The organism is Kyrpidia tusciae DSM 2912, assembly GCF_000092905.1.
In the GTDB taxonomy this organism is placed as follows: Bacteria; Bacillota; Bacilli; order Kyrpidiales; family Kyrpidiaceae; genus Kyrpidia; species Kyrpidia tusciae.
This window is the reverse complement of the sequence record NC_014098.1, coordinates 1,795,291-1,819,557: the sequence shown is the minus strand read 5'-3', so window position 1 is coordinate 1,819,557 and position 24,267 is coordinate 1,795,291. Positions and strand designations below refer to the sequence as shown.

Annotated in this window: 21 protein-coding genes and 12 tRNA genes; 29 read left to right on the top strand and 4 right to left on the bottom strand. The window is 58.5% G+C overall.

All coding sequences use genetic code 11. The features are described from left to right. Window positions 1-216 precede the first annotated feature (216 nt). The 3 genes from BTUS_RS09015 to BTUS_RS09005 all read left to right on the top strand — a co-directional run bounded on the left by BTUS_RS09015 (window position 217) and on the right by BTUS_RS09005 (window position 3,326). Window positions 217-2,274 (top strand): carbon starvation CstA family protein, encoded by a 2,058-nt coding sequence (locus tag BTUS_RS09015; protein ID WP_013075790.1) that lies wholly within the window; start codon window positions 217-219, stop codon window positions 2,272-2,274. Between the two features lie 64 nt (window positions 2,275-2,338). Next, entirely contained in the window at window positions 2,339-2,536 is a 198-nt protein-coding gene (locus tag BTUS_RS09010; protein ID WP_245543288.1) for a YbdD/YjiX family protein, read from the top strand. 106 nt (window positions 2,537-2,642) lie between these two features. After that, window positions 2,643-3,326 (top strand): SIR2 family NAD-dependent protein deacylase, encoded by a 684-nt coding sequence (locus tag BTUS_RS09005; RefSeq protein ID WP_013075788.1) that lies wholly within the window; start codon window positions 2,643-2,645, stop codon window positions 3,324-3,326. A 26-nt stretch (window positions 3,327-3,352) separates the two neighbouring features. Here BTUS_RS09005 and BTUS_RS18400 read toward each other — a convergent pair whose 3' ends face one another. Further along, entirely contained in the window at window positions 3,353-3,520 is a 168-nt protein-coding gene (locus BTUS_RS18400; RefSeq protein WP_013075787.1) for a hypothetical protein, read from the bottom strand. 206 nt (window positions 3,521-3,726) lie between these two features. Here BTUS_RS18400 and BTUS_RS09000 point away from each other — a divergent pair, with 206 nt between their 5' ends. The 10 genes from BTUS_RS09000 to folE all read left to right on the top strand — a co-directional run bounded on the left by BTUS_RS09000 (window position 3,727) and on the right by folE (window position 17,411). Further along, on the top strand, window positions 3,727-5,157 hold the full coding sequence (locus BTUS_RS09000) for a leucyl aminopeptidase (RefSeq protein ID WP_013075786.1): 1,431 nt from the start codon (window positions 3,727-3,729) through the stop codon (window positions 5,155-5,157). 70 nt (window positions 5,158-5,227) lie between these two features. Beyond that, a complete protein-coding gene (locus BTUS_RS08995; protein ID WP_013075785.1) occupies window positions 5,228-5,581 on the top strand; it encodes a hypothetical protein in 354 nt (117 codons plus the stop codon). Window positions 5,582-5,614: 33 nt separating this feature from the next. Further along, complete coding sequence (locus tag BTUS_RS08990; RefSeq protein WP_013075784.1) at window positions 5,615-6,007, top strand: sirohydrochlorin chelatase; 393 nt, start codon at window positions 5,615-5,617, stop codon at window positions 6,005-6,007. Between the two features lie 115 nt (window positions 6,008-6,122). Next, window positions 6,123-7,178 (top strand): zinc ribbon domain-containing protein, encoded by a 1,056-nt coding sequence (locus BTUS_RS08985; RefSeq protein ID WP_013075783.1) that lies wholly within the window; start codon window positions 6,123-6,125, stop codon window positions 7,176-7,178. Window positions 7,179-7,427: 249 nt separating this feature from the next. Beyond that, a complete protein-coding gene (locus BTUS_RS08980; RefSeq protein WP_013075781.1) occupies window positions 7,428-7,739 on the top strand; it encodes a DUF1450 domain-containing protein in 312 nt (103 codons plus the stop codon). A gap of 126 nt (window positions 7,740-7,865) precedes the next feature. Further along, window positions 7,866-8,576 (top strand): S1C family serine protease, encoded by a 711-nt coding sequence (locus tag BTUS_RS08975; protein ID WP_123809268.1) that lies wholly within the window; start codon window positions 7,866-7,868, stop codon window positions 8,574-8,576. Window positions 8,577-9,033: 457 nt separating this feature from the next. Then, a complete protein-coding gene (locus BTUS_RS08970; RefSeq protein ID WP_013075779.1) occupies window positions 9,034-13,602 on the top strand; it encodes a glutamate synthase-related protein in 4,569 nt (1,522 codons plus the stop codon). 134 nt (window positions 13,603-13,736) lie between these two features. Continuing rightward, entirely contained in the window at window positions 13,737-13,934 is a 198-nt protein-coding gene (locus BTUS_RS08965; RefSeq protein WP_013075778.1) for a cold shock domain-containing protein, read from the top strand. Window positions 13,935-14,239: 305 nt separating this feature from the next. Beyond that, a complete protein-coding gene (locus tag BTUS_RS08960; protein WP_013075777.1) occupies window positions 14,240-16,666 on the top strand; it encodes a transglycosylase domain-containing protein in 2,427 nt (808 codons plus the stop codon). Between the two features lie 178 nt (window positions 16,667-16,844). Beyond that, window positions 16,845-17,411 carry a GTP cyclohydrolase I FolE gene (folE, locus tag BTUS_RS08955; protein WP_041304014.1) on the top strand — a complete coding sequence of 189 codons (567 nt, stop codon included), beginning with the start codon at window positions 16,845-16,847 and terminating at the stop codon, window positions 17,409-17,411. Between the two features lie 47 nt (window positions 17,412-17,458). On the opposite strand, the gene BTUS_RS08950 is transcribed toward folE, so the two are convergent. Next, window positions 17,459-18,154: a metallophosphoesterase gene (locus BTUS_RS08950; protein WP_013075775.1), complete on the bottom strand. Its 696-nt coding sequence runs from the start codon at window positions 18,152-18,154 to the stop codon at window positions 17,459-17,461. 145 nt (window positions 18,155-18,299) lie between these two features. Between BTUS_RS08950 and BTUS_RS08945 the strand changes: the two genes are divergently transcribed. The 16 genes from BTUS_RS08945 to BTUS_RS08870 all read left to right on the top strand — a co-directional run bounded on the left by BTUS_RS08945 (window position 18,300) and on the right by BTUS_RS08870 (window position 22,731). Further along, entirely contained in the window at window positions 18,300-19,046 is a 747-nt protein-coding gene (locus tag BTUS_RS08945; RefSeq protein ID WP_013075774.1) for a hypothetical protein, read from the top strand. Window positions 19,047-19,061: 15 nt separating this feature from the next. Next, a complete protein-coding gene (locus tag BTUS_RS08940) occupies window positions 19,062-19,298 on the top strand; it encodes a hypothetical protein (protein WP_013075773.1) in 237 nt (78 codons plus the stop codon). Then, complete coding sequence (locus tag BTUS_RS08935; protein WP_013075772.1) at window positions 19,291-20,703, top strand: UvrD-helicase domain-containing protein; 1,413 nt, start codon at window positions 19,291-19,293, stop codon at window positions 20,701-20,703. Before BTUS_RS08940 ends, BTUS_RS08935 begins: the two co-directional genes overlap by 8 nt. Before the next feature lie 141 nt (window positions 20,704-20,844). Beyond that, window positions 20,845-20,920, top strand: a tRNA-Thr gene (locus BTUS_RS08930). Window positions 20,921-20,926: 6 nt separating this feature from the next. Further along, window positions 20,927-21,011 (top strand) — tRNA-Tyr (locus BTUS_RS08925). Window positions 21,012-21,061: 50 nt separating this feature from the next. Then, a tRNA-Trp gene (locus BTUS_RS08920) sits at window positions 21,062-21,137 on the top strand. Window positions 21,138-21,142: 5 nt separating this feature from the next. Next, window positions 21,143-21,218, top strand: a tRNA-His gene (locus BTUS_RS08915). 5 nt (window positions 21,219-21,223) lie between these two features. Further along, window positions 21,224-21,298, top strand: a tRNA-Gln gene (locus BTUS_RS08910). A gap of 3 nt (window positions 21,299-21,301) precedes the next feature. After that, window positions 21,302-21,377 (top strand) — tRNA-Lys (locus tag BTUS_RS08905). A gap of 7 nt (window positions 21,378-21,384) precedes the next feature. Then, window positions 21,385-21,467, top strand: a tRNA-Leu gene (locus tag BTUS_RS08900). Between the two features lie 20 nt (window positions 21,468-21,487). Next, a tRNA-Arg gene (locus tag BTUS_RS08895) sits at window positions 21,488-21,564 on the top strand. Window positions 21,565-21,567: 3 nt separating this feature from the next. Then, window positions 21,568-21,644, top strand: a tRNA-Pro gene (locus BTUS_RS08890). 13 nt (window positions 21,645-21,657) lie between these two features. Next, window positions 21,658-21,733, top strand: a tRNA-Ala gene (locus BTUS_RS08885). 3 nt (window positions 21,734-21,736) lie between these two features. Further along, window positions 21,737-21,812: transfer RNA gene (locus BTUS_RS08880), tRNA-Thr, on the top strand. A 71-nt stretch (window positions 21,813-21,883) separates the two neighbouring features. Beyond that, window positions 21,884-21,958: transfer RNA gene (locus BTUS_RS08875), tRNA-Gly, on the top strand. Between the two features lie 176 nt (window positions 21,959-22,134). Further along, window positions 22,135-22,731 (top strand): adaptor protein MecA, encoded by a 597-nt coding sequence (locus BTUS_RS08870; protein WP_013075771.1) that lies wholly within the window; start codon window positions 22,135-22,137, stop codon window positions 22,729-22,731. A 60-nt stretch (window positions 22,732-22,791) separates the two neighbouring features. Here BTUS_RS08870 and BTUS_RS08865 read toward each other — a convergent pair whose 3' ends face one another. Both BTUS_RS08865 and comA read right to left on the bottom strand, forming a co-directional pair. After that, window positions 22,792-23,259: a DUF441 domain-containing protein gene (locus BTUS_RS08865; RefSeq protein WP_013075770.1), complete on the bottom strand. Its 468-nt coding sequence runs from the start codon at window positions 23,257-23,259 to the stop codon at window positions 22,792-22,794. A gap of 137 nt (window positions 23,260-23,396) precedes the next feature. Continuing rightward, entirely contained in the window at window positions 23,397-24,227 is an 831-nt protein-coding gene (gene comA / locus BTUS_RS08860) for a phosphosulfolactate synthase (protein WP_013075769.1), read from the bottom strand. Between the last annotated feature and the right edge of the window lie 40 nt (window positions 24,228-24,267).

Sequence of the window (24,267 nt, the reverse complement as noted above, 5' to 3'; positions counted from 1 at the left end):
GTCGGGTCTCCCTCATCGCTTTTCCTTCGCCAAATAAAATGATGCCTTCGTTGTCGTAACTGTAGCACTGGGTCGGCCAACCTGTCAAGGATCTCGGGCGTTGAAAAATCTTGATGAAATCTTGAATGGGATCGTGTACAATGAAGGAGGGGGGGCGGGGTTCCTCGTCAGAAATATATAAAAAAATAATGAATCATTTCAAAAGGGGGATCGAGTTTGAAAAAGCTGGGTTCCATTCTGTTGTGGACGCTCATCTCCGTTGTGGGCGCTGCGGCTTTTGCCGTATTGGCAATCAGCAACGGGGAGACGATCAGCGCGGCGTGGCTGATCATCGCCGCAGTGGCCACCTACGCCGTTGCCTACCGTTTTTATAGTAAATTCATGGCGCGCAAAGCTTTTGAACTGGACGATCGCCGGGCGACGCCGGCGGAAGTTCACAACGACGGGAAAGACTACGTGCCCACCAACAAATGGGTACTCCTGGGTCACCATTTCGCGGCGATTGCCGGAGCCGGCCCCTTGGTGGGACCGATTCTCGCCGCACAGATGGGGTACCTCCCGGGGACCTTGTGGATCATCATCGGAGTCGTGCTGGCCGGAGCTGTTCAGGATTTTGTCATCCTGTTCGCTTCGATGCGCCGGGACGGCAGGTCTTTGGGGCAGATTGCCCGGGATGAGATCGGCCCCTTTGGCGGTATTCTCGCTTCCATCGGCGTCCTCGCCATCATGATCATTTTGATTGCCGTGCTGGCATTGGTCGTGGTCAATGCCCTGAAAGGTTCGCCGTGGGGAACCTTTACCATCGCGATGACCATTCCCATCGCGCTGCTCATGGGGATCTATATGCGATTCATCCGGCCGGGCCGGGTGCTGGAAGGCAGCATCATCGGCATTGTCCTGTTGATGTTGGCTCTGTGGGCCGGGCAGTACGTGGCGGCAGACCCCTTCTGGTCGGGCATTTTTACCCTCAGCGGTACTGCTTTGGCGAAGTGGATGATCTTGTATGGATTTATTGCGTCCATCTTGCCGGTTTGGCTGCTGCTGGCGCCCCGGGACTATCTCAGTTCATTTTTGAAGATCGGAACGATCGTTCTTCTCGCCATCGGTATTCTCATTGTGCTGCCGCCGATCCACATGCCAAAGCTCACCCAGTTCGTGGACGGGACGGGTCCGGTGTTCAGCGGGAACTTGTTCCCATTCCTGTTTATCACCATCGCTTGCGGCGCGGTGTCCGGATTCCATTCCTTGGTTTCTTCGGGAACGACGCCGAAGATGATTCAAAAAGAGTCCCAGGCCCGGATGATCGGTTACGGTGGGATGTTGATGGAGTCCTTTGTGGCCATCATGGCCATGGTGGCGGCGACCTCGCTCCACCCGGGGGTCTATTTTGCGATGAACTCGCCGGCTGCGGTTATTGGGACGGACGCCGTCACCGCCGCGGCGAAGATCAGCCAGTGGGGATTTACCGTGGATGCCGCCACCATCACCCAGTGGGCCAAAGACGTGGGCGAGCACACCATCTTGTCCCGCACCGGTGGCGCTCCGACGCTGGCGGTGGGCATGGCGGACATCTTTTCAAAGTTTATGGGTGGATTCAAAGCATTCTGGTACCACTTTGCCATCCTGTTTGAGGCGGTATTTATCCTGACCACGATTGACGCTGGAACCCGGGTCGGGCGATTTATGCTCCAGGATTTGCTGGGCAATGTCTGGAAACCCCTTGGGCGGACGGAGTCTTTTGGCGCCAATGTATTTGCCAGCGCCGTGATCGCTTTGGGGTGGGGCTATTTCCTCTACCAGGGCGTGACGGATCCGTTGGGAGGCATCAACACGTTGTGGCCCCTATTCGGGATCTCGAACCAGATGTTGGCCGGCATCGCCCTCGTCGTTGCCACGACGGTGTTGATCAAGATGGGCAAGGCGAGGTACAGTTGGATTACAATCCTGCCTCTGGTGTGGCTCTTGGCGGTCACCCTGACGGCGGGGTGGCAGAAACTGTTTGACCCCAAGCCAGCGGTCGGATTTCTGGCCCACGCCCAGGTGATCGCCGACGGCATAGCGGCCGGGAAACTGATTGCACCCGCGAAATCCATGGCCGACATGAACAAAATGCTGTTTAACGACCGGGTGGACGCGATTATGACTGCGATATTCATCATCGTTGTGGTGGGCGTACTCCTCGATGCACTGCGAGTTTGGTACCAAGTGTTGATCGAGAAGCGCAAACCGGAATTAAAAGAGGCGCCCTTTGTCCCTTCCAGCACCCAGGGTTGATGCGGGTCCCGGTTTTTTCCTCGACCGAAGGGATGAGCGGGCGCGTTGAAGGAGGCGATGAGTGGTGAAATCCTCGGTGGAGGACTGGTTGTGTAAACTGCGCACGAATGTGAAAACAGTTTTCGGCATGCCGGACTACGAGGCGTATCTGGAGCGCCATCAGCGCGTTCACCCGGAGAAACCTCCGCTGTCCAGGCAAGAATTCTACACCCAGTATCTCAAAGATCGATACGACAGCGGCAGCCCGACGCGCTGCTGCTGACAAGCTCGGACACCGAGTGCCGAGGCGGGGGACCCAACCCCCGTTTTTTTTGCGAGCATGGAACGGGCCCGGGGTGGGAAAACGAATCCTCAAGGAGGGACTCGGCGTGGCGGTGGATGAGCAGGTTGCAACAGAGGACCGGCAAGACCTTGAGTCTTGGGGACGATTGTGGCAAAGCGCCCGGCGCCCCCTCGTGTTGTCCGGAGCGGGAATCAGCGTCGCTTCGGGGTTGCCCACGGTGGGCCAGAGGTGGAACGGCATCCCCCTGCGCACCTTGTTTACCCGGCGCAGATTTGAAGGAAGGCCGAAGGAATTTTTCGATTGTTACCGAGATTGGTTATGGAATTGGGGGCGGGCTGAACCGAACCCGGCTCATCGGGCTCTGGCGGCGTGGGGGGGACGGGTGGTCACCTTGAATGTTGACGGTCTTCACCGAAAAGCGGGGTCGAGCGGTTGTGTGGAAGTTCACGGAAGATTGTTTGAACTGGCCTGCCGGCAGTGTGGGCTTCTCTTGGAGGCGCGGCTGGCGTTTCGGGAGGATGTGCCGCGCTGTCCGGGCTGCAACGGCCTGCTCGCTCCGAACATGGTGTTTGTCGGGGAACCGGTGCGACATTTCACGACGGTGATGGACTGGGTGGGGGATGCGGACCTGCTGGTGGCCATCGGCACCCGCCTCGACGTCTCCCCCATCAATCAGATCCCCTTGGCCGCGCATCGAAAAGGGATTCCACTTGTCCGCATCAACCGCCGGGCGGAGGTGCTGGTGCCCATTCTGGTGGGCAGACCCTAGGCCCCGGCGGCACACCGGGGCGAGGGTTACCAGCGGGATTCCGGGCCGGAGGTGATGAAGGCAATGGCGGCGAAAGCTCCGGCGAAACCGATAAAGATGGTGGCTAAAGCCTCCGGGGCCCGCTCTCCGAGAAACAGCGTAAAAATCGCGAAGACCGCACACATAATGGCAATGCCAAAATAGTAGCGAAACATGGCGGATCCTCCTCTGTCCGACTCTCTTCCTCCGTCATCTTACCACCGGATCAGAAAAGTATGCAATGCGGGTTCACAAAGATGTCAAATCCCGGTGATTGGCTTATCCTTCTCAAAGCCATTTGGTCGGCCCTGCTGCAGTTCGGTATAATGGAGGCTGAAGGCGGCACGACCCGCACGCCAGGGAAGGAATGGAGGAGTGCCCGGTGGAGTGGAGAGTAGAGACCGATTCCCCTTTGGGTTGCCATATTGTACTCCTGACCCCGGAGTTCGCGGCGGGTTCACCTCTGGGTCTGCCCGTGAGCGAACGACATGCCAAAAAAGGCACAGTGACGACCTTTTTTCGCGATGGGGACGGGGGCCGGCTATGGTTGACGGCGGGTATCGGTCCTGAAGCGGAAGTTCAGCCGGAACATATTCGGCAGGCCATGGGGGAAGCCGGCCGGATGGCGGTGAAAGAAGGATGGGAGGAGGTAGCGGTACACCTCCCAGAGGTTCCGCTTCCCGCCGATGCGTTGGGCCGGGCTGTGGTTGAAGGCCTTGTCCTCGGCACCTACCGGTTTGATCGCTATCGGTCGAACCCGCAGGCGCAAAGGTTGCGGAGAGTAGACGTGCTTCGGGGAACTCGCGAGTCCGAATCACTTCTTGCAGGGATTCGCCGGGGTGAAGCGGATGCAGCGGGGACGTGCCTGGCGCGGGATTTGGCCAATGAGCCGGCCAATCAGCTGAGGCCCGATCTGCTCGCCTCCCGAGTACAAGAGCACTTTTCAGGTAGTCCATTGGAAGTCTCGGTGTACGGGGGCGTGGAATTGGAGCGGATGGACCTTCAAGGTCTGGCGGCCGTGGGGAAGGGTAGCCGCTATGGTCCCCGCCTCATCGAAATGCGCTATACCGGGGATTCGTCCAAACCGCTGATTGCCCTGGTCGGCAAAGGCATGACCTTTGACTCCGGTGGCATCAGTTTGAAGACCCAGCGGGACATCAGCGACATGCGGATGGACATGGCGGGTGCAGCCGCGGTCATTGGGGCCTTGGACGTGATCGCCAAGCTGCGTCTGCCGGTGCATGTGGTGGGATTGGTACCGGCTGCAGAGAACGTTCCCGGGGCGCATTCGATGTTGCCCGGGGACATTATTCGTTACGCGAACGGGACCACCGTTCAGGTCGCCAACACTGATGCAGAAGGACGTCTGATTCTCGCGGATGGGCTGATTCTGGCGGGAAAGCGCGGGGCGCGCACGGTCATCGATATCGCCACCCTAACCGGTGCGTGTGCTGCAGCCCTGGGGCCCAAGATCGCCGGTGTGTTCGGTGATGACGGGCTTCGAAGTCTGCTGCAGGAGGTCGGGGAACGGGTGGGGGATCGGGTTTGGCCCATGCCCCTGGTGGAAGAGTATGAGTCCATGCTGGACAGCGATTATGCCGATCTCAAAAATATCAGCGAGGGGCCATACGCGGGTGCGATCACGGCCGCCTTGTTTTTAAAACGTTTTGTCCCGACAGGGGTCGCTTGGGCGCATATCGACATGGCCGGCCCCATGGATACGTCCAAAACGAAGGGTTACCTGCCCGCCGGGGCGACGGGGTTCGGCGTCCGCTTGTTGGCCGAAACGGTGAATCGGCTGGCAAACGCATGACAACCGGCGAGTCCGACTTCTCGGCCTTGGGCCAACGCTTTTTTCAGGCGATGAAGGAGTGTACGCGGTTATGTACGTGATGATCACCCAGGGAAGTCGCAAGGCCCGGGCCGCAAAGGATCTGTACGAGACGTTAAAGTCCCGGGTTTCTCGGTTGCTGCCGCCCATTCGCGAGGGCGAGATCGAGGGGTGGGCAGGCGTGGAAGTTCCCGAGCGTGAACGCGGCCGGGTGTTGGCCATGCGTTTCCACGATGAACATCTCAGCCCTTATATAAAATCGGATATGAATCTTTTTCATCTGCTGATGCTGGATGAGCATGTAAAAATGCGAATTTACCGGGCGGAGCGCGGTTGGCTCTTTGTGTTCGAAGGGGTACAGGCCTCCCCGAAGCCCTTCGGGGCGGCGGGGTTTGACCCCCGATAAGGCTGCGTTTCGTGGAGAAAGGGGGCGACGAATGTGGCGGGAACCGCGGTGCTATTAATTGGACACGGCAGTCAGCTTCAGACGGCCGCTGAAGATATGTACCGGGTGATGGACGATTTGAAGCGATCGGGTCGATGGGACATCGTGGAAGCGGCTTTCTTGGAGATCACCCCGCCTTCCATTCCGGAAGGGATAGAACGCTGCATCAACCAGGGGGCCGGCCGAGTGGTGATTGTACCGTATTTTCTCCACCTGGGGAAGCACGTCCTTCGCGATCTCCCCCGGATCATTGAGGAAGCTGGACGCCGACATCCGGGGATCCAGATTGGCCTCGGAGGGCATCTGGGCTATGATCCCCGGCTGGCTCTCATTGTGGAGGAACGGGCGGAACAGGCTCTGGCGGCGATGGACACCGCAGTGGGTTGAGAAACTAGCCGCCGCATCCCCCCATTTTAATGGGGAGTCAAGGCGGCCAAATGCTTTGAAAACGTTTGTTTGTAACTCCTTCTATGGTACAATAAAACCGTAGAAGGTGAAGAAAATGCCCGTGCTCAAAAATATCATTTCGACCAAACAGCGTATTGGGAGATTTATCACCGGCACTCCGGAGATGATCCGGCGGACGGAAGAAATCTATCGGGCAGTTTTGGGCTTTTACCTGGACGTGATTCACGACAACCTCGACAAGCTGCCCGGGTGGGACAGGAATTCCGGAACGAGGGAGCTGGAAAAACTGACGGTCCGGACAGAGTCGCGCATGAACAGGAAAACCGGGAGCGACTGGCGGTTCATCACCGTGGAAGTGGAACCCACCCGTCATTCAAGGAAGCTCCATCTGGATGATTCGTGGGAGATGACGGTGCCCACCGTTTATGAAAGAGAGGGTATCTTCCACCTGGTGACCGCTTTCGAGAAAAAGTCCAACGTAATGAAGTTCACCGACTACTACCGGTCCAAGAACCCGAAGGTGCTGGCCGTGGACCTGAACCTGGGCCGCAAGAACCGGGCGGTGTGCGCCTTGGTGGGGAAGGACGGTACGGTTCACAAAGTCAGGCACATCGGCCTGACGGCGTGTAACACGACGGATGTCCACCACCTGCTGGGGCTCATTGCCCGGAACGTGAGCGGCCTGGGAATTGTCTCGAAGGGTCACCGGCCCTGCAAAAAGCTCTGGCGCAAGGTTCACGCGGCAAACGACAATTACGCCCACCACCTGAGCAAACGCCTGGTTGACCTTGCTGTGGAGTGGGGCGCACGGGTCATTGTGTTCGAGAACTTGAAGCACTTCAGGCCGGACAGGAACAAGCACGGTTCGGCCAGGATGCGGCAGAGGGTCGGTTATTGGTTGCACCGAAGGGTGATGAAATACACCGCGTACAAAGCGAAAGCGCGGGGTGTACTGGTTGCCCTCGTTTCTCCGAAGGACACCAGCACCCGGTGTTCGCTGTGCGGCTCGCTGGATACTTTAAGGGCCGGCAACATCTTGGCGTGCAGGAACTGCGGCCCCGTTCACAACAGCCACGTGAATGCCGCCATCAACATCGGCATGGCCTGGTTCATCCGGGAGGAAAAGCGGTTGCGCCAGAAAACCGCCTAACCATGTTGCGAAAGCCTGCTACTCCCGAAAGGGAGGGGTCGCCTGCGGGACGACGTTCCCGGCAGGTGTCCGGGAATCCAGGAACCCGTCCAGCCTAAGGGGTCAGGAAAGCCTCGGTGGCAGCCCCGCTGCCGGATGCCGAAGCTTCTCCCGTGCCTATGGATGGATGCCTACTACTTCAGTGGGGGGAGGATTCACGGAAGGTCCCGGTGAGTGGGCCGGGGGAAAGGGGGATGCGCATTGAGTGGCATGAATTCGTTATCCTTGAAATTCTGTAAAAAAAATCTTGAGAAATCCGGAGATGTTCTGCGGGCCTTGCAGGAGAAGTACCCCGACCTCAAAATCGAAGTCTCGGACTGCCTCGACGTCTGCGGGCTGTGTACCGACGTGCCCTTTGTCCTGCGAAACAACGCGATTGTTCACGGACGCAACGCCCGAGATCTATACCTGAAGTTAGAGCGGGGCATGCAGCCATTCTTCCGCCGGGATCCAATCCCGGGAACAGCTGCGGCCATGGCTCTAAAGAGTGGGGCAAGTGACACCTCGTCCAGCCAATCGTGAGACCTCCCAGTTTTTTAAGCGCCGGGCGCACGTCGTTCCCGGCCTTTTTCCTTTGGGTTCACCCGGCTTCTTCCCCCGTCATATTCTATAAGACGCCATCCCCATGGGATGCGAGGGGGGACGGGTATGAAGACAAGGCCCAAAGCGCCCGGCCGATCGGTGTATCGCATCGCGGATGTTGTCGAGCGATACAAGGGGGCGGTGGTCAATATCGAGGTGGTGCAAGACATTCCTCGGTCTGCGGCATCTCGGATTCCGGGATGGCCTTTGCCCCAGTTCGATGACGGAGGAGAAGAGCGGGAACTGCATCAGCTCAATATCGGTTCCGGCTTTTTTTTCGACCGGCGGGGGCTGATTCTCACGAACGAACACGTTATCCACGGTGCCTCTCGAATCTTAGTGCGGCTTTTGGGGCGCACCCGGGTGGTGGAGGCCAAGGTGGTCGGAGCTCACTATGAATTGGATCTGGCGGTCCTCCGAGTGCCTAAACCTCCTGGACTTCCAATTCTACATCTGGCCAAAAAGAGGGATCTGCGAGTTGGTGAATGGGTGGTGGCCATCGGCAATCCCCTCGGTTTGGACCACACCGTCACCGTGGGAGTGATTAGTGCCAAGGAACGGCCGATGGCGATCGGAGATCGCAAATATCCCCATCTGATTCAAACGGATGCGGCGATCAACCGGGGCAACAGCGGAGGACCTCTGATCAATCTGCGGGGGAATGTGGTCGGGATCAACACGGCGGTGAGCCAGAGTTCCCAGGGAATCGGCTTTGCTATCGCGGTGGATGTGGTGCGCAAAGCCCTGAGAGAGATGCGCCTCGGCTTACCCGAATAGGCGGGCAGCGGCTTTTGCGCGCTGTTCCGCCGCATGCCTCAGCGTGGGCTATAACAGATTGGACTGTACACAATGGGTTCCAATTCAATCCTGTATCTCCTCCGGTCCCTCGGTGGTACGCGGTTCGAAGAATGCGGTGCCCCCATGAAAGGCGATCCCCTTTCCAAGATGTCGGGTTTATGGCTTTTTTTCGCACTATGCCATATGGTGAACTATGTGTTGTGTTTCACGAGTCAATGTAGTATAGTATAATGCGACAGCGGAAGTGCACCTAGGGATCCGGCCAGAGTAAGTGGACAGGACCGAGCGGTGCAGGCCTTAGGGCCACACCGAAGGGATAAAAGACCCGGCGGACAGGTTCCCTGGTTTCATGAGGGATGCTCGCCGGGTCGTTCCGTAGAGGACATCAAAGGGCCCGGGGCGGTCGGTGGAGCGGATTTTGCAGGGGGTGGACCGAATGCAGAACGAGCTGGGTATGTGGGAGGGCTCGGAACACGATGCGTGCGGAATCGTCGCCGCCGTGCAAAGAAACGGTGTTCCCTCCAACGAGAATGTTCAGAGCGTCATTAAGGCTCTGATTCAGATGCAGCATCGGGCGGGGTTCGTTGACGGGGAGGGAGACGGGTGCGGGATTCTGATGGATCTTCCTCGAAAGTTATGGTCGAAGAAACTCGCCCATCATGGCCATCCCGGCTCGCTCGCTGAGGATCCCAGGTTTGCTGTGGGGCATTTTTTCCTCCCCCGGGAGTCGGGGGAGTCGCGGGAGACTTGGAAGGCCAAGGTTCGGGGATTGTTCGGGGAGCACCGCTTGGAGATTCTCATCGAGGAAGAAGGGAATGTGAATTCCAGGGCCTTGGGGCCCCGGGGCCGGGCGGATGAACCGGTCTTTTGGCAGGTGGCCGGTCTGTTGGAGGATGCCAAAGAGGCTGGACGGGTTTTGTTTGAGCTGCAACTGGCCATTGAAGCCCAGACTCCGGTGCACGTGGTGTCCCTGAGCACCGAGACGGTGGTGTACAAAGTCCGCGGGTCAGCCGGTTCCCTGCCGGATTATTATCCGGATTTGGCGAGCCGGGATCTGCGATCCGCTGTGAGCATTGGACATAACCGGTATTCTACCAATACATCCACGGTGTTCGAACGGGTTCAGCCGTTTTCATTGCTGGGTCACAACGGGGAAATCAACACCATCGCGAAGCTTCGAGAAGAGGCTGAGATGTTGGGGATTCCCTTGGTTCGGGAGGGGAGTGACTCCCAGGATTTGAACCGAACCCTGGAAGGGTTGATCCATCGGTTCGGTTTGACACTGTATGAAGCGATGGAATTGGTGTTCCCGCCGATCATCAATGAAATTAAGAATTTTTCACCCGATTTGCAGGATTTATACATGTTTTTCCGTTCGGCTTGGGGACCCTTTGCCCAAGGGCCGGCCGGGATCGTTTCTCGTTACGGAGACGAATGCGTCTTCAGCGTAGATGCCTTGGGGCTTCGCCCTTTGTGGATGTTGCAAACGGAAAGCGCCTTGTTTTTCTCCTCTGAACAGGGAATTGTGGAGTTGGCGGATATGGTCGCCGATCCCAAACCCCTGGCACCCGGTGAGAAGATCGGCGTGCAGCTTCTTCGGGGCAAGGGTCTGAAGATCCATCCCTACCACGAATATCAAAGGGTGGTTTTGGAACGGGCGAAAAAGCGATTCGCTTTCGATCACTTCCGGGGATCGCTCCAGTTCGGCATGCCGGGGGTGGCCCTGGATACCGGGGTGTCTGAGGGTCTGCGAAATGTTCCCGATCGGCCGGAGCTCCGGGATCGGTTGGTGGCTGCTTTCGGTTGGGATGCGGACGATCTCAAGTTGCTTGAGTTCGAGGCTCACACCGGGGCGGAACCAATCCGCTCCCTGGGCTATGACGGGCCACTCGCCGCTTTGTCCCGGGAACGCCAAAACCTGGCTGATTTCTACAAAGAAACGGTGGCGGTGGTGACGAATCCCGCCATCGACCGAGAACGGGAGATCGAACACTTCTCCACCCGGACGGTATTGGGCCCCAGGCCGTCGTTGGCTGGCGGCGTGGCCAGGGCAGGGCGCCGGGTGGAACTCCAGACGCCGCTTCTTCTCGGAGGTCATCGAACCCGATCGGTGTTACCGGCTGAAGAGTACCGGGGGCTGGCGCACCAACTGGGGACTTACCTCTTCGAAGACCTGTTGCGGGAATTCGACGTTTCACCCGAAGCGGTTTATGTGTTGGACGCCACCTTTGCGGAAGACGAAACGCTGAAGGAAGCGGTGGCTCACTTGGGCCGGGAAGCGGCCGATGCCGTCGAGGCGGGCGGTTGCCTCTTGGTGATCGATGACGACCGGGCCTTCAGGGACGGCCGGCAGTGGATCGACCCGCATCTAGCGGTATCGGCGGTTCACACCGCTTTGAAAAACCGGGCACCAAAGGCTGGGGCGGACAATCTCCGGCGGCGGGTCAGCGTCGTCTTGCGCTCGGGTGCCCTGAGAAACCTTCATGATCTCGTAACCGCCATCGGGCTTGGGGCGGATGCTCTGAACCCGTATCTCATGTGGGAACTCGCAGGTGGAGATCCTGCGGTGTCCGTTGGCAATCTGTACGCGGCGCTTCAGAAGGGCTTGGAGAAAGTCATTTCCACCCTCGGCATTCACGAGCTGCGGGGCTATGACCGGCTATTTTCTTCCATTGGGCTGAAACCGGAACTGCACCCCGTTTTAGAGACGCCTGGATTTTGCGGTTCTGAAACGGCGGGATTCGGATGGCGGGAATTCGAAGCCGAGGCTCGTCGACGGTACGAGATTGCAAACGGGGAGGGAGCCCCGCGGCCGGTTCGCCAGTACAATTATTATCCCCGGATTTGGAAAGCAGCAGGGGATGCGGCCCAAGGGGTGAGACCGTACCGGGAATACGTGGAAAAGCTGGAGGAGATGGAGCGTAGCCACCCCATTTCCCTGCGGCACGTCATGGATTTGAAAGAATCCGAAGCGAGCGGTGTTGACCCGGACGAGGTAGACCTGTCGGTAGGGGAACACAGCCTGCCCTTTCTCATCTCTTCCATGTCCTTCGGGTCTCAGAATGAGACAGCGTACCGGGCTTATGCTGAAGCGGCGAAACAGCTCGATATGGTCGCTATGAACGGTGAGGGCGGCGAGATCAAAGACATGATTGGCAAGTACCCGAAACACCGGGGGCTGCAAGTGGCGTCAGGGCGCTTCGGAGTGAACATCGAGTTGTGCAATGCGGCCAACATCCTTGAAATCAAGATCGGTCAGGGGGCTAAGCCGGGGGAAGGCGGTCACCTGCCCGGCTCCAAGGTCTCGGCGAAGGTGGCGGCGGCGCGAAATGCGCAACCGGGAATCGATTTGATCTCTCCTTCGAATAACCACGACATTTATTCGATCGAGGATTTGGCCCAGATGATCGATGAGTTGAAAACGGCCAATCCGAACGCCCGGGTGTCGGTCAAGGTGCCCGTGGTGCCCAACATCGGCACCATTGCTGTGGGCATCGCCAAAGCGGGCGCCGACATTATCACCCTGAGCGGATATGACGGCGGGACGGGTGCCGCCAGGGCCCACGCCCTTAAGCATGTGGGTTTGCCGGTGGAGATCGGCGTCCGCCACGCCCATGTGGCGCTGACTGAGGCGGGGTTGCGGGATCAGGTGGAGATCTGGGCGGACGGTGGTCTGAAAAGCGGTCTCGATGTGGTGAAAATGATCCTGCTCGGAGCGAATCGCTGCGGTTTTGCAACCCTGGCCATGGTGGCGGTGGGGTGCACGAGTTGCCGGGCCTGCCACAAAGACACCTGCCACGTCGGGATCGCCACCCAGATCGAATCGACAGAAGAGGCGAAGGAAAAGGGGCTGAAGATGTTCGTGCCCCGGGAGTTCGACACCGCGGTGGCGAACTTGGTGACCCTGTTCCGCGCCATGGGACGAGAGGTTCAGGAATGGACGGCCCGGCTGGGGGCGCGGCGGACCCAGGATCTGGTTGGAAGAACGGACCTTCTAGAGCAGATTCGGGAGTTGGATCGGGTGGATGTGACAGAGCTCTTGGTGCCCACCGTTGTGAGCACCCGGAAGGTGGCCCTGTCCAGCGCTCCCAAAATTCGCCTGAGCAGCGTTGGCGTCGATTCATTGACCGAGCGGATTGCAGCCCAGGCGACATTGGAGGTGGCGGCGGGGAGCGAGACGGTGGTCCAGCAGGTGGATCAGGTTACGGCCCACGATCGGGTGTTGGGCAGTTTCTTGGCGGGTTCGGTAACCCGGGGCCGATTCCGGGGTGAGATGAAGCGCTTCAAAAAAGCGAATCTCGATTTCAACGGCGGATCGATCGCTGGAAACGGCCTCGGTGCATATAATGCCCCGGGTGTCCACATTCGAGTGGAAGGCGGCGCCCAGGACGGGGTGGGAAAAACCGCTGTGGGCGGTAAGATTGTCGTGATGAAAGGGCTGAACCGCCGAGGCGAGCGCCTCGACGGGTCTGTGGGTAAGGGGTTGGCCTACGGGGCTCAAAAGGGCTTGTTCATCGTCCAGGGAGATGCCGATTCCCGGGCCGGGATTCGCCTTTCAGGGGCTGACGTGATCATCGGAGGCATGCTCCGGGACCCTGTGAACGATTCCCTGGGTCTCATTGGCGCCCGGGCGAACCTGAAAGGGTTTGCCTTTGAGTATATGACGAATGGCCGGGCGCTGGTTCTCGGCGACCCAGGGCCGTGGATTTGCTCGGGCATGACCGGGGGCGTCGTGTACTTGCGGGTACAGCCGGAGATGGGACTGACCGAAGAAGCGTTGAAACGGCGGATTGCCAAAGGCGCCAAGGTGTCGATGCAGCCCTTAGATCCGGCGGGGAAGCGGGATGTCGAAGAACTGCTGCATCTGTACCTCCGGGAGCTCGTGCGGACGAAGCAATATGAAGAGGCGGATACGGTGCGCCGGCTGCTTGACCACAGTGAAAACCACTTTGTCATGATCAAGCCAAGCCGTCAGCAGACCGACCAAGACATCGCCACAGAATGAGTGGGAACAAAAGGGGCCCGAGGAGGGCCCCTGAGAATTTTTTCGCAGGACAAACGTTTTCGTTTGACTCTGGGTTCAGAAAGCAGTATGATAAAAACGGCTGAATGGCCAAATGGATTTCTAGGAGGTTTCCGATGCAAGGAAGGGTTAAATGGTTTAACGCGGAGAAGGGCTACGGGTTCATCGAACGGGAGGACGGAGGCGACGTGTTCGTCCACTTTTCCGCGATCCAGCAGGATGGCTTTAAAAGCCTCGAAGAAGGACAGTTAGTGGAGTTTGACATTGTGGAAGGCGCTCGTGGTCCACAAGCCGCGAACGTCGTCAAAGTGTAACGCGGAAATCTCCTAGTGAAGCAGGATCGATTTCAACGCGGATACGGCCTCGAGGAGTATATCCTCGAGGTTTTTTATTGTGCCGGCGGCGGGTTGTCCCGGCTGTGAAGGGGATTATTCCGATGGGCGACAGAGCTAAGGAACGAATTCTAACCTTATTCAACCATATGAGGGCTTAAGGGCCGACCTTTGGCGCTGGGCGAGTTCAGCGGGCGACCTTCTTGCCCTCAATTCTAGTTACGGGAACGGGAGCGGCTCGTCAATTGGCCGGCGGTCAAGTAGAATGCAGGAGAGGTGGTGGGTGAATGGGAAAACGATTCAAGGCGTACATCCTTTTGTTTGTGATTCTGGCGGGCTTTGTGTTCGCCGCGGTCGGGTGTACGCTTACGGTGCCGGCCTTTGATGCCAGCAAACTGGATCCCGCCCAAGAAACGATTATTTATGACAAATATGGGCAACCGGCCATCACCCTCAGGCCGAGTAAATCCATTCCAGTTCCGTTGCAAGACATTCCGATCAATTTGAGGAATGCGGTGATTGCCACCGAAGACAGTCGCTTCTACGAACACCCGGGTATCGACCTGCGGGGCATGGCCCGGGCATTGGTCCGGGATATCGCGTCGGGGGGCAAGGTGGAAGGGGGGAGCACCATCACCCAACAGTTGGCCAGGTGGGTTTTCCTCAACGACCAGAAGACGTTTTCACGCAAGATCGAAGAGATCATTCTCGCCGCTCAGTTGGAGCGCCATTACACCAAAGACGAAATCCTGGAAATGTATCTCAACAAAATTTATTTCGGCGGCCAGGCCTACGGGGTGGAGATGGCGGCTCGGCAGTATTTTGGCGTATCGGTTAAAGACTTAAACGGTCAAAAAGATCCTATCGGCGACTTGGCAAAATGTGCGTTGATCGCCGGTCTTCCCCAGGCGCCATCTTATTACAATCCCTTTGTGCATCCTCAGGCGGCCAAGGAACGTCGGGATATCGTCCTGGAGAACATGTACAAAAATGGCTATATTACGCAAGAGCAGATGGACGCCGCCAAACAGCAACCGGTCCCTACGTCCCCGCCGAAAACGGGGCTTCCGGTGGATGACAGCAACAAGTATCCGTGGTTCCTCGATTATGTCCTGGAAGAAGCGGAGAATCTCGGCATTAGTGCGGACGAGATCATGAGGGGCGGGTACAGGATTTATACCACCCTGGACCCGCAGGTTCAAGAGGCGATGCAGCAGACTTACGAGAAAACGTCCTTGTTCCAATTGCCAAGTGGTCAGCTCCCCCGGAGTGCTGCCGTCGTTCTCGACCCGAAAACCGGAGGCATTGCCGGGATTATCGGAGGCATGCAGTATAAGACCTTCCGGGGGTTCAACTACGCCACCATGAACAACTTCACGGTGACGGGAGGCAACGGGCAGAGCCCAGGGTCGACGATTAAACCCTTGGTGGATTACGGGCCGGCCATTGAAACCGGGCGGTACGGCCCCAACTCGTTGTTGAAAGACCAGCTGATCACGTATGGATCGGGTGCCGGGGCTTATACGCCCCACAACTGGGACGGTCGGTACCGCGGCACGATGACCCTGCGCGCTGCCCTAGAGCAGTCCGAGAATGCTCCGGCGGTGTGGCTGCTCGATCAAATTGGCATCAAAACGGGCCTCGATTTCGCGAAGAAGCTCGGGCTACCCGTCACTCCAGACGATTATAACCATTTGGCAGTAGCTCTGGGGGCCACGTCCAAGGGGGCTTCGCCATTGATCATGGCCCAGGCCTATGCCGCCTTTGACAACGGGGGCCAATTCATCAAGGCCCATGCCATCACGAAGATCGTGGACGGCAATGGCCGGGTGCTGGTGCAGCCCGATTACGCGCCCACCCAGGTCATGCAGCCCCGCACCGCCGCGACGATGACCGATTTGCTCAAGAGCGTGGTGGATCACGGTCTGGGGACGGCCGCCCGAATTCCGGGCTACGCCGTGGCTGGGAAAACGGGGACCCAGGAATACGCGCCCATTAAAGGGCAGAACACCGATCTATGGTTTGTGGGCTACACTCCGGATTATGTCGGGGCAATCTGGATGGGTCCTCCCGACGGAATGAACTATATCCCGTTAAGTCCCGGTCAGCAGGGTGAGTACGGGAGTGGAAAGGCTGCGGCGGTGTTCCAGTCGATGATGACAAGGATTATTCAAACCGAGCACCTGCCGCCAAAACCCTTCCCCGGCCTGGGAGGGACATCCACCCCAACGCCGCCTCCGGAGCAAACACCGCCTTCCCAGGCGATCGCCGACCTGGCGGCCACGGTGTCCCCGAATGGCAGCAAGGTGGATCTGCGTTGGACGCCCGTCCAAGGCGATGTATCCTACCGGGTGTACCGGACAGAGAATGGGGGACCCCAGGCCCTCGTTGCTTCGGTGACAAGCGGGTCTTGGACGGATGACCAGGTGGCGCCAGGCGGCCAGTACCAATACGTCGTGGCAGCGGTGGACGGATCGGGGAACGAGGTGAACCGGTCCAATGCCGTGACGGTTTCGATTCCCGCAACGGTCCAGCCTCCGGGTGGATCGCAGACAGACACCGGAAACGGCGGGAAGCCTGAAAAGCCTCCCAAAGAGGACAAAAAGAATCGCGGGCATTCCGGCGAGAACGGCGGCGGGGATTCCGGGGGAAACCCTACGAATCCGAGCGAAAATCAGAATGGGACACCCCAGACATCCACCGTCCTCCAATGATCGAGTATAGGCCGGATTGGGGTGTGGGGGCGATGGCCCCTTCCCCGCTCAGGGCCGCGGGAGAGTCCAGGCCGGTCCATGGAATTGGACGGCTTGGATTTTTTCTGTTTCTTATGTTATAGTGGTTCACGACCGGGGGCGGGTGGCGGGAGTAGGAGAAGGGAAGGGAACGACATCCATGGATTTTGATGTAGATAAGATTCAGACGGCCGTCCGCATGATTCTCGAAGCGATCGGGGAGGATCCTGAGCGGGAAGGGTTACAGGACACCCCGGCCCGGGTGGCGCGGATGTATCAGGAAGTGTTTCGGGGCTTGCACCAGGATCCCCGGGAAGAACTGAATGCAATTTTCAATATTGAACATGAAGAATTGGTCCTCGTGCGGGACATTTTGTTCTATTCGATGTGTGAACACCACTTGGTCCCTTTTTTCGGCAAAGCCCATGTGGCGTATCTCCCCCGGGGAGGAAGAGTCACGGGGTTGAGTAAGCTGGCGAGATTGGTGGAGACGGTGGCTCGCAGACCTCAGTTGCAAGAGAGGATCACCTCGACGGTGGCCGACGCAATTATGGACAAATTGGAAGCTCGGGGTGCGGTGGTGGTGCTCGAAGCGGAACATATGTGCATGACCATGCGCGGTGTCAATAAACCTGGGAGCCAGACGGTGACCAGCGCTGTTCGCGGGGTATTTCTGCAAGATGGAAAGCTCCGGGAAGAGGTTTTCCGCCTGATCGGCCATCGGTAAGGACAGATCGGCGGGGGGCGCCTCAAGGCGCCCTTTTTTTGTGGTGGTCAGGGTTCCGGGTACAGCTGGAGGGGAATGCCCCTCAAATAATCCCATGACACCAGGTGAAAATCGATCCCAAACTTTTTGCCGATGAGGGCGGTGCGCTGCCCGGGGCCGTGAAGGTGTCCGTAGATACATTTATCAACACCGTAGTCGCCCATGAGGTCAATCAGGTCGTTGGGCTCATGGTGTTCATTGACAGGAGGGTAATGGGTCATCACCCACAGCCGACTGCCTGATGGCGCCGAACGGAGGGAGAGTTCCAGCCGGGCGATCTCCCGCTGAAAGATCCGCCCGTCGTGTTCGGAAAAATCCCGGCTTCCCGGACATGTCCAGCCACGTGTGCCGCAGACGGCGATGTTGTCCCCGAGGATGAGGCTGTCGTTCTGAATGGCGTACATATCGGGAGGCAGTGCCTCCCGGAGCCGGGAGATGCTCGGCCACCAGTAGTCGTGGTTGCCTCTCAAAAGCACTTTTCGACCAGGCAGCCGGGAGATCCACAAGAGGTCCGGCAGGGCCTCGGGCAGGCGCATCCCCCAACTGATATCCCCAGGGATCAAAACCCAGTCCCGGGGACCAACGGACCTCATCCAGGCCTGACGGGTGCGGTCGGGGTGTTCTGCCCAGGCTTCCCCGAAAATCGTCATGGGCTTGGGGGTGTGTGAAGAAAGGTGAAGATCGCCGATCGCGTAAATACGCATGGTTTCCATCCTCCGGACCCGGCTTTGGCACGTTCTATTTGTACACGAGTTCATTCCGAAATGCAAGACACAGGATTCCCTCGGCGGTCGACAGGATTTTGGCGATTCATGTCGAACTAGTCACCAGCGGGAAGGGGGAAGAACGATGGCGGACAAGGCGGCCCTTTCGTATCGCTACAGCATTGAGGGCAGCCTCAAGCGGGCCCTCTTTCTGGCCGGACATCCTCTGACGATGAGTGAACTGGCTGCGGCGGTCAAGGCGCTGGGGCGAAGTGAGTTGTCCGACGAAGATTTGCAGGCCCGATTGCAAGCGGCTTTAACCACGGCAGCGGGGGCCTTTGAGTATGAAGACGGCGCCTGGCGATTGCGAAAGAACGGCGGGTCGGAGCTGGGGGATTTGGCGCTGCAGTTTCTTCGCCAGGCGGGGCACCCGATGAAATTCGGCGATATACTGCGCCATTTGCAATCGGTCACCCGGCGCAGCCGTGGGGAACTGATGTCCAGGGTGGATCTGGATGGGGATCCGCGCTTCGCCAGATTGGATTCCGGAGAATGGGTGTTGACCGATTGGCCGGAAACTATGGGGAGCCGGAATGAAGTGGCGGTCGGCACGGAGATGGCGCAAGGGGAGGGGACGACGATGAGCGGTGGAGCGACGGAAGAGTTGGTGACACAGACCGTTCGTATGATTCGCGATCAATTGGCGCTGCTTCGGGAACGGGAGCAGGCGATTTCCCGAGAGGCCCTGGACTGTTTTTATCAAGAAGACTTGCCTGGGATCGAGCGGCTGATGAGGGAGCGGCGGTCGCTGACGAATCTCATTCACAAGCTCGAAGGGGTGGCGGCGGATCTCCCCGCCTCCGAAGAAGCGGCGGTGGGCACGGCTCCCTGAGGGGGACGATCGGCCATGATCGAAGAGCGATTTGCCCGCCTTCGCGCCGTCATTGAAGCATGGGAAACGTGGGAGGCGGAACGGGGGAAAGAGTTTCAGGATTTGTTCGAACGGGGAGACGAATCGGCGATTCGTCGGCTCATGGAAGAGATGCAGACATTGCGCCGCCGGAGGCGCGCCTTAGAAGCGTTTGTGCAACGGTGGGCCGAAGGCGGGTCCCAGTCCGTGGGCGGGAGGGGGGGCGATGGCTAAAGAGGTGGATCCATCCGGAGCGGTTGAAGGCCTGGAAGGTTGGCGTCGGCGCATGGCGGCTGCCGGATGGACATTGACGGAGGAGCAGTGGAAAGCCGTTCAGTCCCCCCATCGCCGCATTGCGGTGTATGCCGGACCGGGAACGGGGAAAACCACGGTCCTAGCCGCCCGGGCCTTATTTCTGATCCAGGTTCTGGGAATGCGTCCGGCAGATCTTTTGGTGACCACCTTTACCCGGGAGGCGGCTGCGGAGCTGAAGGAGAGATTGCGCCCCTGGCTCCCCAGCCGGAGTTTGATAGAGATGGAGATGGGGACCCTTCATTCTCGAATGTTGCGGTGGTGGGTTCGGGAGAGTGGCCAAGTCCCGAGACTTCTCACCCCAGAGGAGCAGAGGCGGTTAGTGGAAAAGGCGGCCCGCAGGTGTGGAATATCCGGGGAGGAAGCCGCCGCGGCCCTGGCAGTGGCCAAGTCCCGGCGCCCGGGTCGGGACCAGGTATCGACCAGGCTTCGGGAGATTTATGAAGGCGAGCTGCGGCGGTACGGCGCATGGGATTTTGACGATATTCTCATACAGGTCCACGAACTGCTGTTCGAACAAGGTCGTATGCCGCCCTGGAAAGCGGTCTTGGTGGATGAAGCCCAGGATCTCAATGAGATTCAGAGTATCCTGGTGGAAGGGCTGGCGCGAGATGGGCTACTCTTTATGATCGGAGACGATGACCAGTCGATCTATGGATTTCGCGGGGCGGTTCCAGCCTACTTTCAAGGCCATCTCCGCCGGCCGGACACCGCCGTCTTTTACCTCTCCGTCAACCATCGGTCCCATCAGGGACTCGTAGAACCCTGCAACCGTTTGATTGTCAACAACGGGGATGCCAGGGGCAAATCGATTCGGGCGCTGCGCCAAGGTCCGGGGCCAGAAGTCAGGCTTTTCCCCGATGAATGGGAACAAGACCGTTGGTTAAACCGGGTGTTGGCTCGGGAAGCCTTGCAGGGAATGGCTGCCGTTCTGGCCCGGACTCACCAACAGTTGCAGAGAGCGTTGAGCCGGGGAGCCGAAGGGCATCGGTATGGGGCGATTTGGTTGACGTTCCACGGGTCAAAGGGCCGCGAGTTCGACCATGTGTATATCCTTGATGCGGTGGAAGGATCTGCACCGCACTATCCCGGCGCCCCGGGCAAAAAGCGGGATCAGGAGCTGGAGGCTTCGCTTGTCGAGGAAGAACGGCGGTTGTTTTATGTGGCTATGACCCGGGCCAGGGAGCGGCTGGTGATCTTGGTTCCGGAGCGTATCGAGGGAAGGGTGACTCGAATGAGTCGCTTTCTGGCCGAAGCGGGTTTAGACGAACAAAAATTGCCGGGCGGTCGGTGGAGAGGCCTGAGAAAGATCTTGCGCCGAGAGTGAGGATGTGGTACAGTAACTTTTGCCGCCGCACGGTGGCGGGTTGCAAAAAGAGGGTCGCAGGGTATATACTTGAGATGATTGCATTGTAAAGCAGGGGTGGGTTGAAGCGCGGAGCGGATCCGGAATTCCGTGGCCGAGTCTGCCGGCGTAGCTCAGTAGGTAGAGCAACTGACTTGTAATCAGTAGGTCGCGGGTTCGATTCCTGTCGCCGGCTCCACGGTGTGGAGGGGTACCAAAGTGGTCAACTGGGGCGGACTGTAAATCCGTTGGCGTAGCCTTCGTAGGTTCGAATCCTACCCCCTCCACCACGACCTGAAAGCGAGGTTCCCACTGGAACGAGTAAAACCGCATAATGCGCAGGGGTGTAGTTCAGCTGGTAGAACGGCGGTCTCCAAAACCGCATGTCGTGGGTTCGAATCCTGCCACCCCTGCCAATGTGGTGGGTATGGCGAAGTGGCTAACGCACCGGATTGTGGCTCCGGCATTCGAGGGTTCGATCCCCTCTACCCACCCCAAGGATTGGGGAGTAGCCAAGCGGTAAGGCAACGGACTTTGACTCCGTCATGCGAAGGTTCGAATCCTTCCTCCCCAGCCATGAGAGCCATTAGCTCAGATGGTAGAGCACCTGACTTTTAATCAGGGTGTCGCAGGTTCGAGTCCTGCATGGCTCACCATAGAATTGCGGGTGTGGCGGAATTGGCAGACGCACCAGATTTAGGTTCTGGCGGGCAACCGTGGGGGTTCAAGTCCCTCCACCCGCACCAACGATGGCCCGCTGACACGAGTGCCCGTAGCTCAGCCGGATAGAGCGTTTGGCTTCGAACCAAAAGGTCGGGAGTTCGAGTCTCTCCGGGCACGCCACAGCGGAGCATGGCGCAGCTTGGTAGCGCGCTTGGCTTGGGACCAAGAGGTCGGGGGTTCAAATCCCCCTGCTCCGACCAGAGGTCGCGGTTTGGGGGTATAGCTCAGTTGGGAGAGCGCTAGAATCGCACTCTAGAGGCCAGCGGTTCGAATCCGCTTACCTCCACCATCTGCTCCCATAGCTCAGTTGGCAGAGCGCATCCATGGTAAGGATGAGGTCACCAGTTCGAGCCTGGTTGGGAGCTCCATGCGCGTTCCCCATAGCTGTCAGGCCGGATCACGGACAGGTCGGCAGGCAAAAGGTTTCCGGCAATGGTTCGCGGAAGTAGCTCAGGGGTAGAGCATCGCCTTGCCAAGGCGAGGGCCGCGGGTTCGAATCCCGTCTTCCGCTCCAGACCCACTGAAAGGGAAGACCGCACGGTTGTGGCAAGCAGGACCGTTGTCCTGCTTTTTTCATTGCGAGATTCGATTTGATTTCGCCGAGTGTCTCGTATTAGGATAGAGATAGAGGTTTAACCTCGGGGGAGGTTCGTGGTCGACTTTCCCCTTCTCCGTTGAGGAGTGATGGGCATGCGTATAGAGCGGATCAGTGACACCAAGGTACGCATTTTTATCAGTTACGACGACCTTGAGGAAAGGGGAATCGGCCGGGAGGAGATTTGGCAGAACGGCCGCAAGATCCAGGAACTGTTTTGGGACATGATGGAGAAAGCCTACGTAGAAGTGGGTTTCGAAGTGGTTGGGCCCATCGCCGTTGAGGCCTTCACGATGCCGGCTGAGGGCGTGATGGTGGTTGTGAGCCAGGTCTCCTCGGTCACCGATGAGGAAGAAGAAGACGATGAAGCCGGACCCGCGATAGATGAGGAGATCGAACCAACCGAACTCTGTTTCGCCTTTCGCGATTTTGAAGACGCGGTACGAGCGGCCCACGCCCTGTGCCCGAAGTTTTCAGAGAAAGGGCGTTTATTTGCCTACAACGCCAGGTTCTACTTTTATTTTCCGGCGGACGAGCTGACGGAATCGGAACAAGAATCTGTTGCGGCCCTGGCCGAGGAATACGGAGAACGCGCTCGAACGACGCCGGCGGTTCTGGAAGAGTATGGGACTACGGTCTTTTCGGAGAAGGCAGTGGGCCAGTTGTGTTCGAAATTCCCTTTCACAGGGTGAAGGGACGGGCCTGCCGGAACGTTATAAAAACCCCGCCATCATCGGCGGGGTTTTTCACGTTCAGCGGGAGAGAAACCGCAGCCATTGCCATATTTCCACCAACATGGCGGCGATGGCCGCGGCCATGAGTGGGCCGACGGGAATGCCGCGGAGGAAGACGATCCCGAAGATCGAGCCGAGAACGAGACCGATCATGAGTGAAGGATCCTGGCGTAGCAGGTGCAGCCCTTGGCCGTTGAGATAGGTGGCGACCAAGCCTCCGATTATCGCAGCGATCCCGGCCGGACTGATGAACACCCGGGCCAGATCTGAAACGGTCAGAGTGCCATCCACGAGCGGAACGAGCACGGCAATCATGAGAAAGAGCAGCCCCAACTCCAGTCCCCTTCGCTCCAAGGTTGGAAAATATCGTTCCAGGTGAGAGAGCCTCAGGATGAGCAAGAAACAGGCTGCGGTGGTGAGCATGTGGGAACGCCCGATCAGGCCGATTACAATCAGGACCACCAATACCAATTCACCGGTTAGCACCTCGATCTCCCCCCGCCCTGTCCGACAGGACAATATATGCTTATGGGCGGGAGGACATCGCTATCCCAGCTGTCGGTTCTTCTCGTGTGGCGAACTCCGAGGGAAGGCGCAGGTGTGTGCGGGGGGCCTCTGGGACTTTAGAACTGAATCCCAGCCATGAGGGGACTCTGCGAGCGTCCGTCCGGCTCCAACACCAGGCGAAGAGTGTCACTGCGCAAGCCCCGGCGCAGGGCCTCCAGGGCAGTCACCTCAGTGGCGGGTATGTTCCCGAGGTTGACATTGACCCCGAGCTTGCGGACAAAAAATTCCTGTTGTGATTTCTGCGGTGCCTCCCAGATCACCCGGTCTGGGGAAGGCAGAAGCTCCATCAGGCGGCCGATCTCTTCTTCCAGGATACTGCCGTCCGAACGATAGAATCCCACATTGCGACCGGATTCCCGGCCTTCCAAAATGGCGTAATCCGCACCGCAGGCCAAGTCTTCCGCCAACTGGGTGGCATACTGTTCGACGCTCATCGTCAATCCCGCTCGCTTCTTTCCGGTTTCCGTCAAAACCACAAAACCCCGGCGTTTCGCTTCCCGAATCCACTTGTGCCGGATTGGAGCATCCATTTCGACGGTTCCGTCGGAAATTTCAATACATGTAAAACCGAGTTCCCGGGCTTTCTCTAACAACCGGTCTGCCTTGTCCTGGTAGAGCGCGATTTCAAAAAGAGTTCCCCCGGGATAAGGAACGATACCGCTTGTGGAAAGAACATCCATTTTTGAGCGTAACACATCCAACGAGTAAAGGGCGGATGTCCCGAATCCGAACTTCCAATAATCGATCCAGTCGCCCGCCGATTCCACAATATCCCGGACTGTGCCCGGCGCCAGCCCCGTGTCGATCACCATTGTCAAGCCGGAGGTTCTGGGTTTGCCCCGTCGTCCGGGCAGCGGATCCCTTACAATGTCGATCCATGGTGTCATCGTGACGCAATCTCTCCCTTCCCCTCATGATCGCCCCATC

Excerpts from the sequence above, each read along its gene's own strand:
- BTUS_RS18400 (WP_013075787.1), bottom strand. The coding sequence starts at position 3,520 with ATGTTTCGCTACTATTTTGGCATTGCCATTATGTGTGCGGTCTTCGCG.
- BTUS_RS08995 (WP_013075785.1), top strand. The coding sequence starts at position 5,228 with ATGTACGTGATGATCACCCAGGGAAGTCGCAAGGCCCGGGCCGCAAAG.
- BTUS_RS08985 (WP_013075783.1), top strand. The coding sequence starts at position 6,123 with ATGCCCGTGCTCAAAAATATCATTTCGACCAAACAGCGTATTGGGAGA.
- BTUS_RS08980 (WP_013075781.1), top strand. The coding sequence starts at position 7,428 with ATGAATTCGTTATCCTTGAAATTCTGTAAAAAAAATCTTGAGAAATCC.
- BTUS_RS08975 (WP_123809268.1), top strand. The coding sequence starts at position 7,866 with ATGAAGACAAGGCCCAAAGCGCCCGGCCGATCGGTGTATCGCATCGCG.
- BTUS_RS08970 (WP_013075779.1), top strand. The coding sequence starts at position 9,034 with ATGCAGAACGAGCTGGGTATGTGGGAGGGCTCGGAACACGATGCGTGC.
- BTUS_RS08965 (WP_013075778.1), top strand. The coding sequence starts at position 13,737 with ATGCAAGGAAGGGTTAAATGGTTTAACGCGGAGAAGGGCTACGGGTTC.
- BTUS_RS08960 (WP_013075777.1), top strand. The coding sequence starts at position 14,240 with ATGGGAAAACGATTCAAGGCGTACATCCTTTTGTTTGTGATTCTGGCG.
- folE (WP_041304014.1), top strand. The coding sequence starts at position 16,845 with ATGGATTTTGATGTAGATAAGATTCAGACGGCCGTCCGCATGATTCTC.
- BTUS_RS08950 (WP_013075775.1), bottom strand. The coding sequence starts at position 18,154 with ATGCGTATTTACGCGATCGGCGATCTTCACCTTTCTTCACACACCCCC.
- BTUS_RS08945 (WP_013075774.1), top strand. The coding sequence starts at position 18,300 with ATGGCGGACAAGGCGGCCCTTTCGTATCGCTACAGCATTGAGGGCAGC.
- BTUS_RS08940 (WP_013075773.1), top strand. The coding sequence starts at position 19,062 with ATGATCGAAGAGCGATTTGCCCGCCTTCGCGCCGTCATTGAAGCATGG.
- BTUS_RS08935 (WP_013075772.1), top strand. The coding sequence starts at position 19,291 with ATGGCTAAAGAGGTGGATCCATCCGGAGCGGTTGAAGGCCTGGAAGGT.
- BTUS_RS08870 (WP_013075771.1), top strand. The coding sequence starts at position 22,135 with ATGCGTATAGAGCGGATCAGTGACACCAAGGTACGCATTTTTATCAGT.
- comA (WP_013075769.1), bottom strand. The coding sequence starts at position 24,227 with ATGACACCATGGATCGACATTGTAAGGGATCCGCTGCCCGGACGACGG.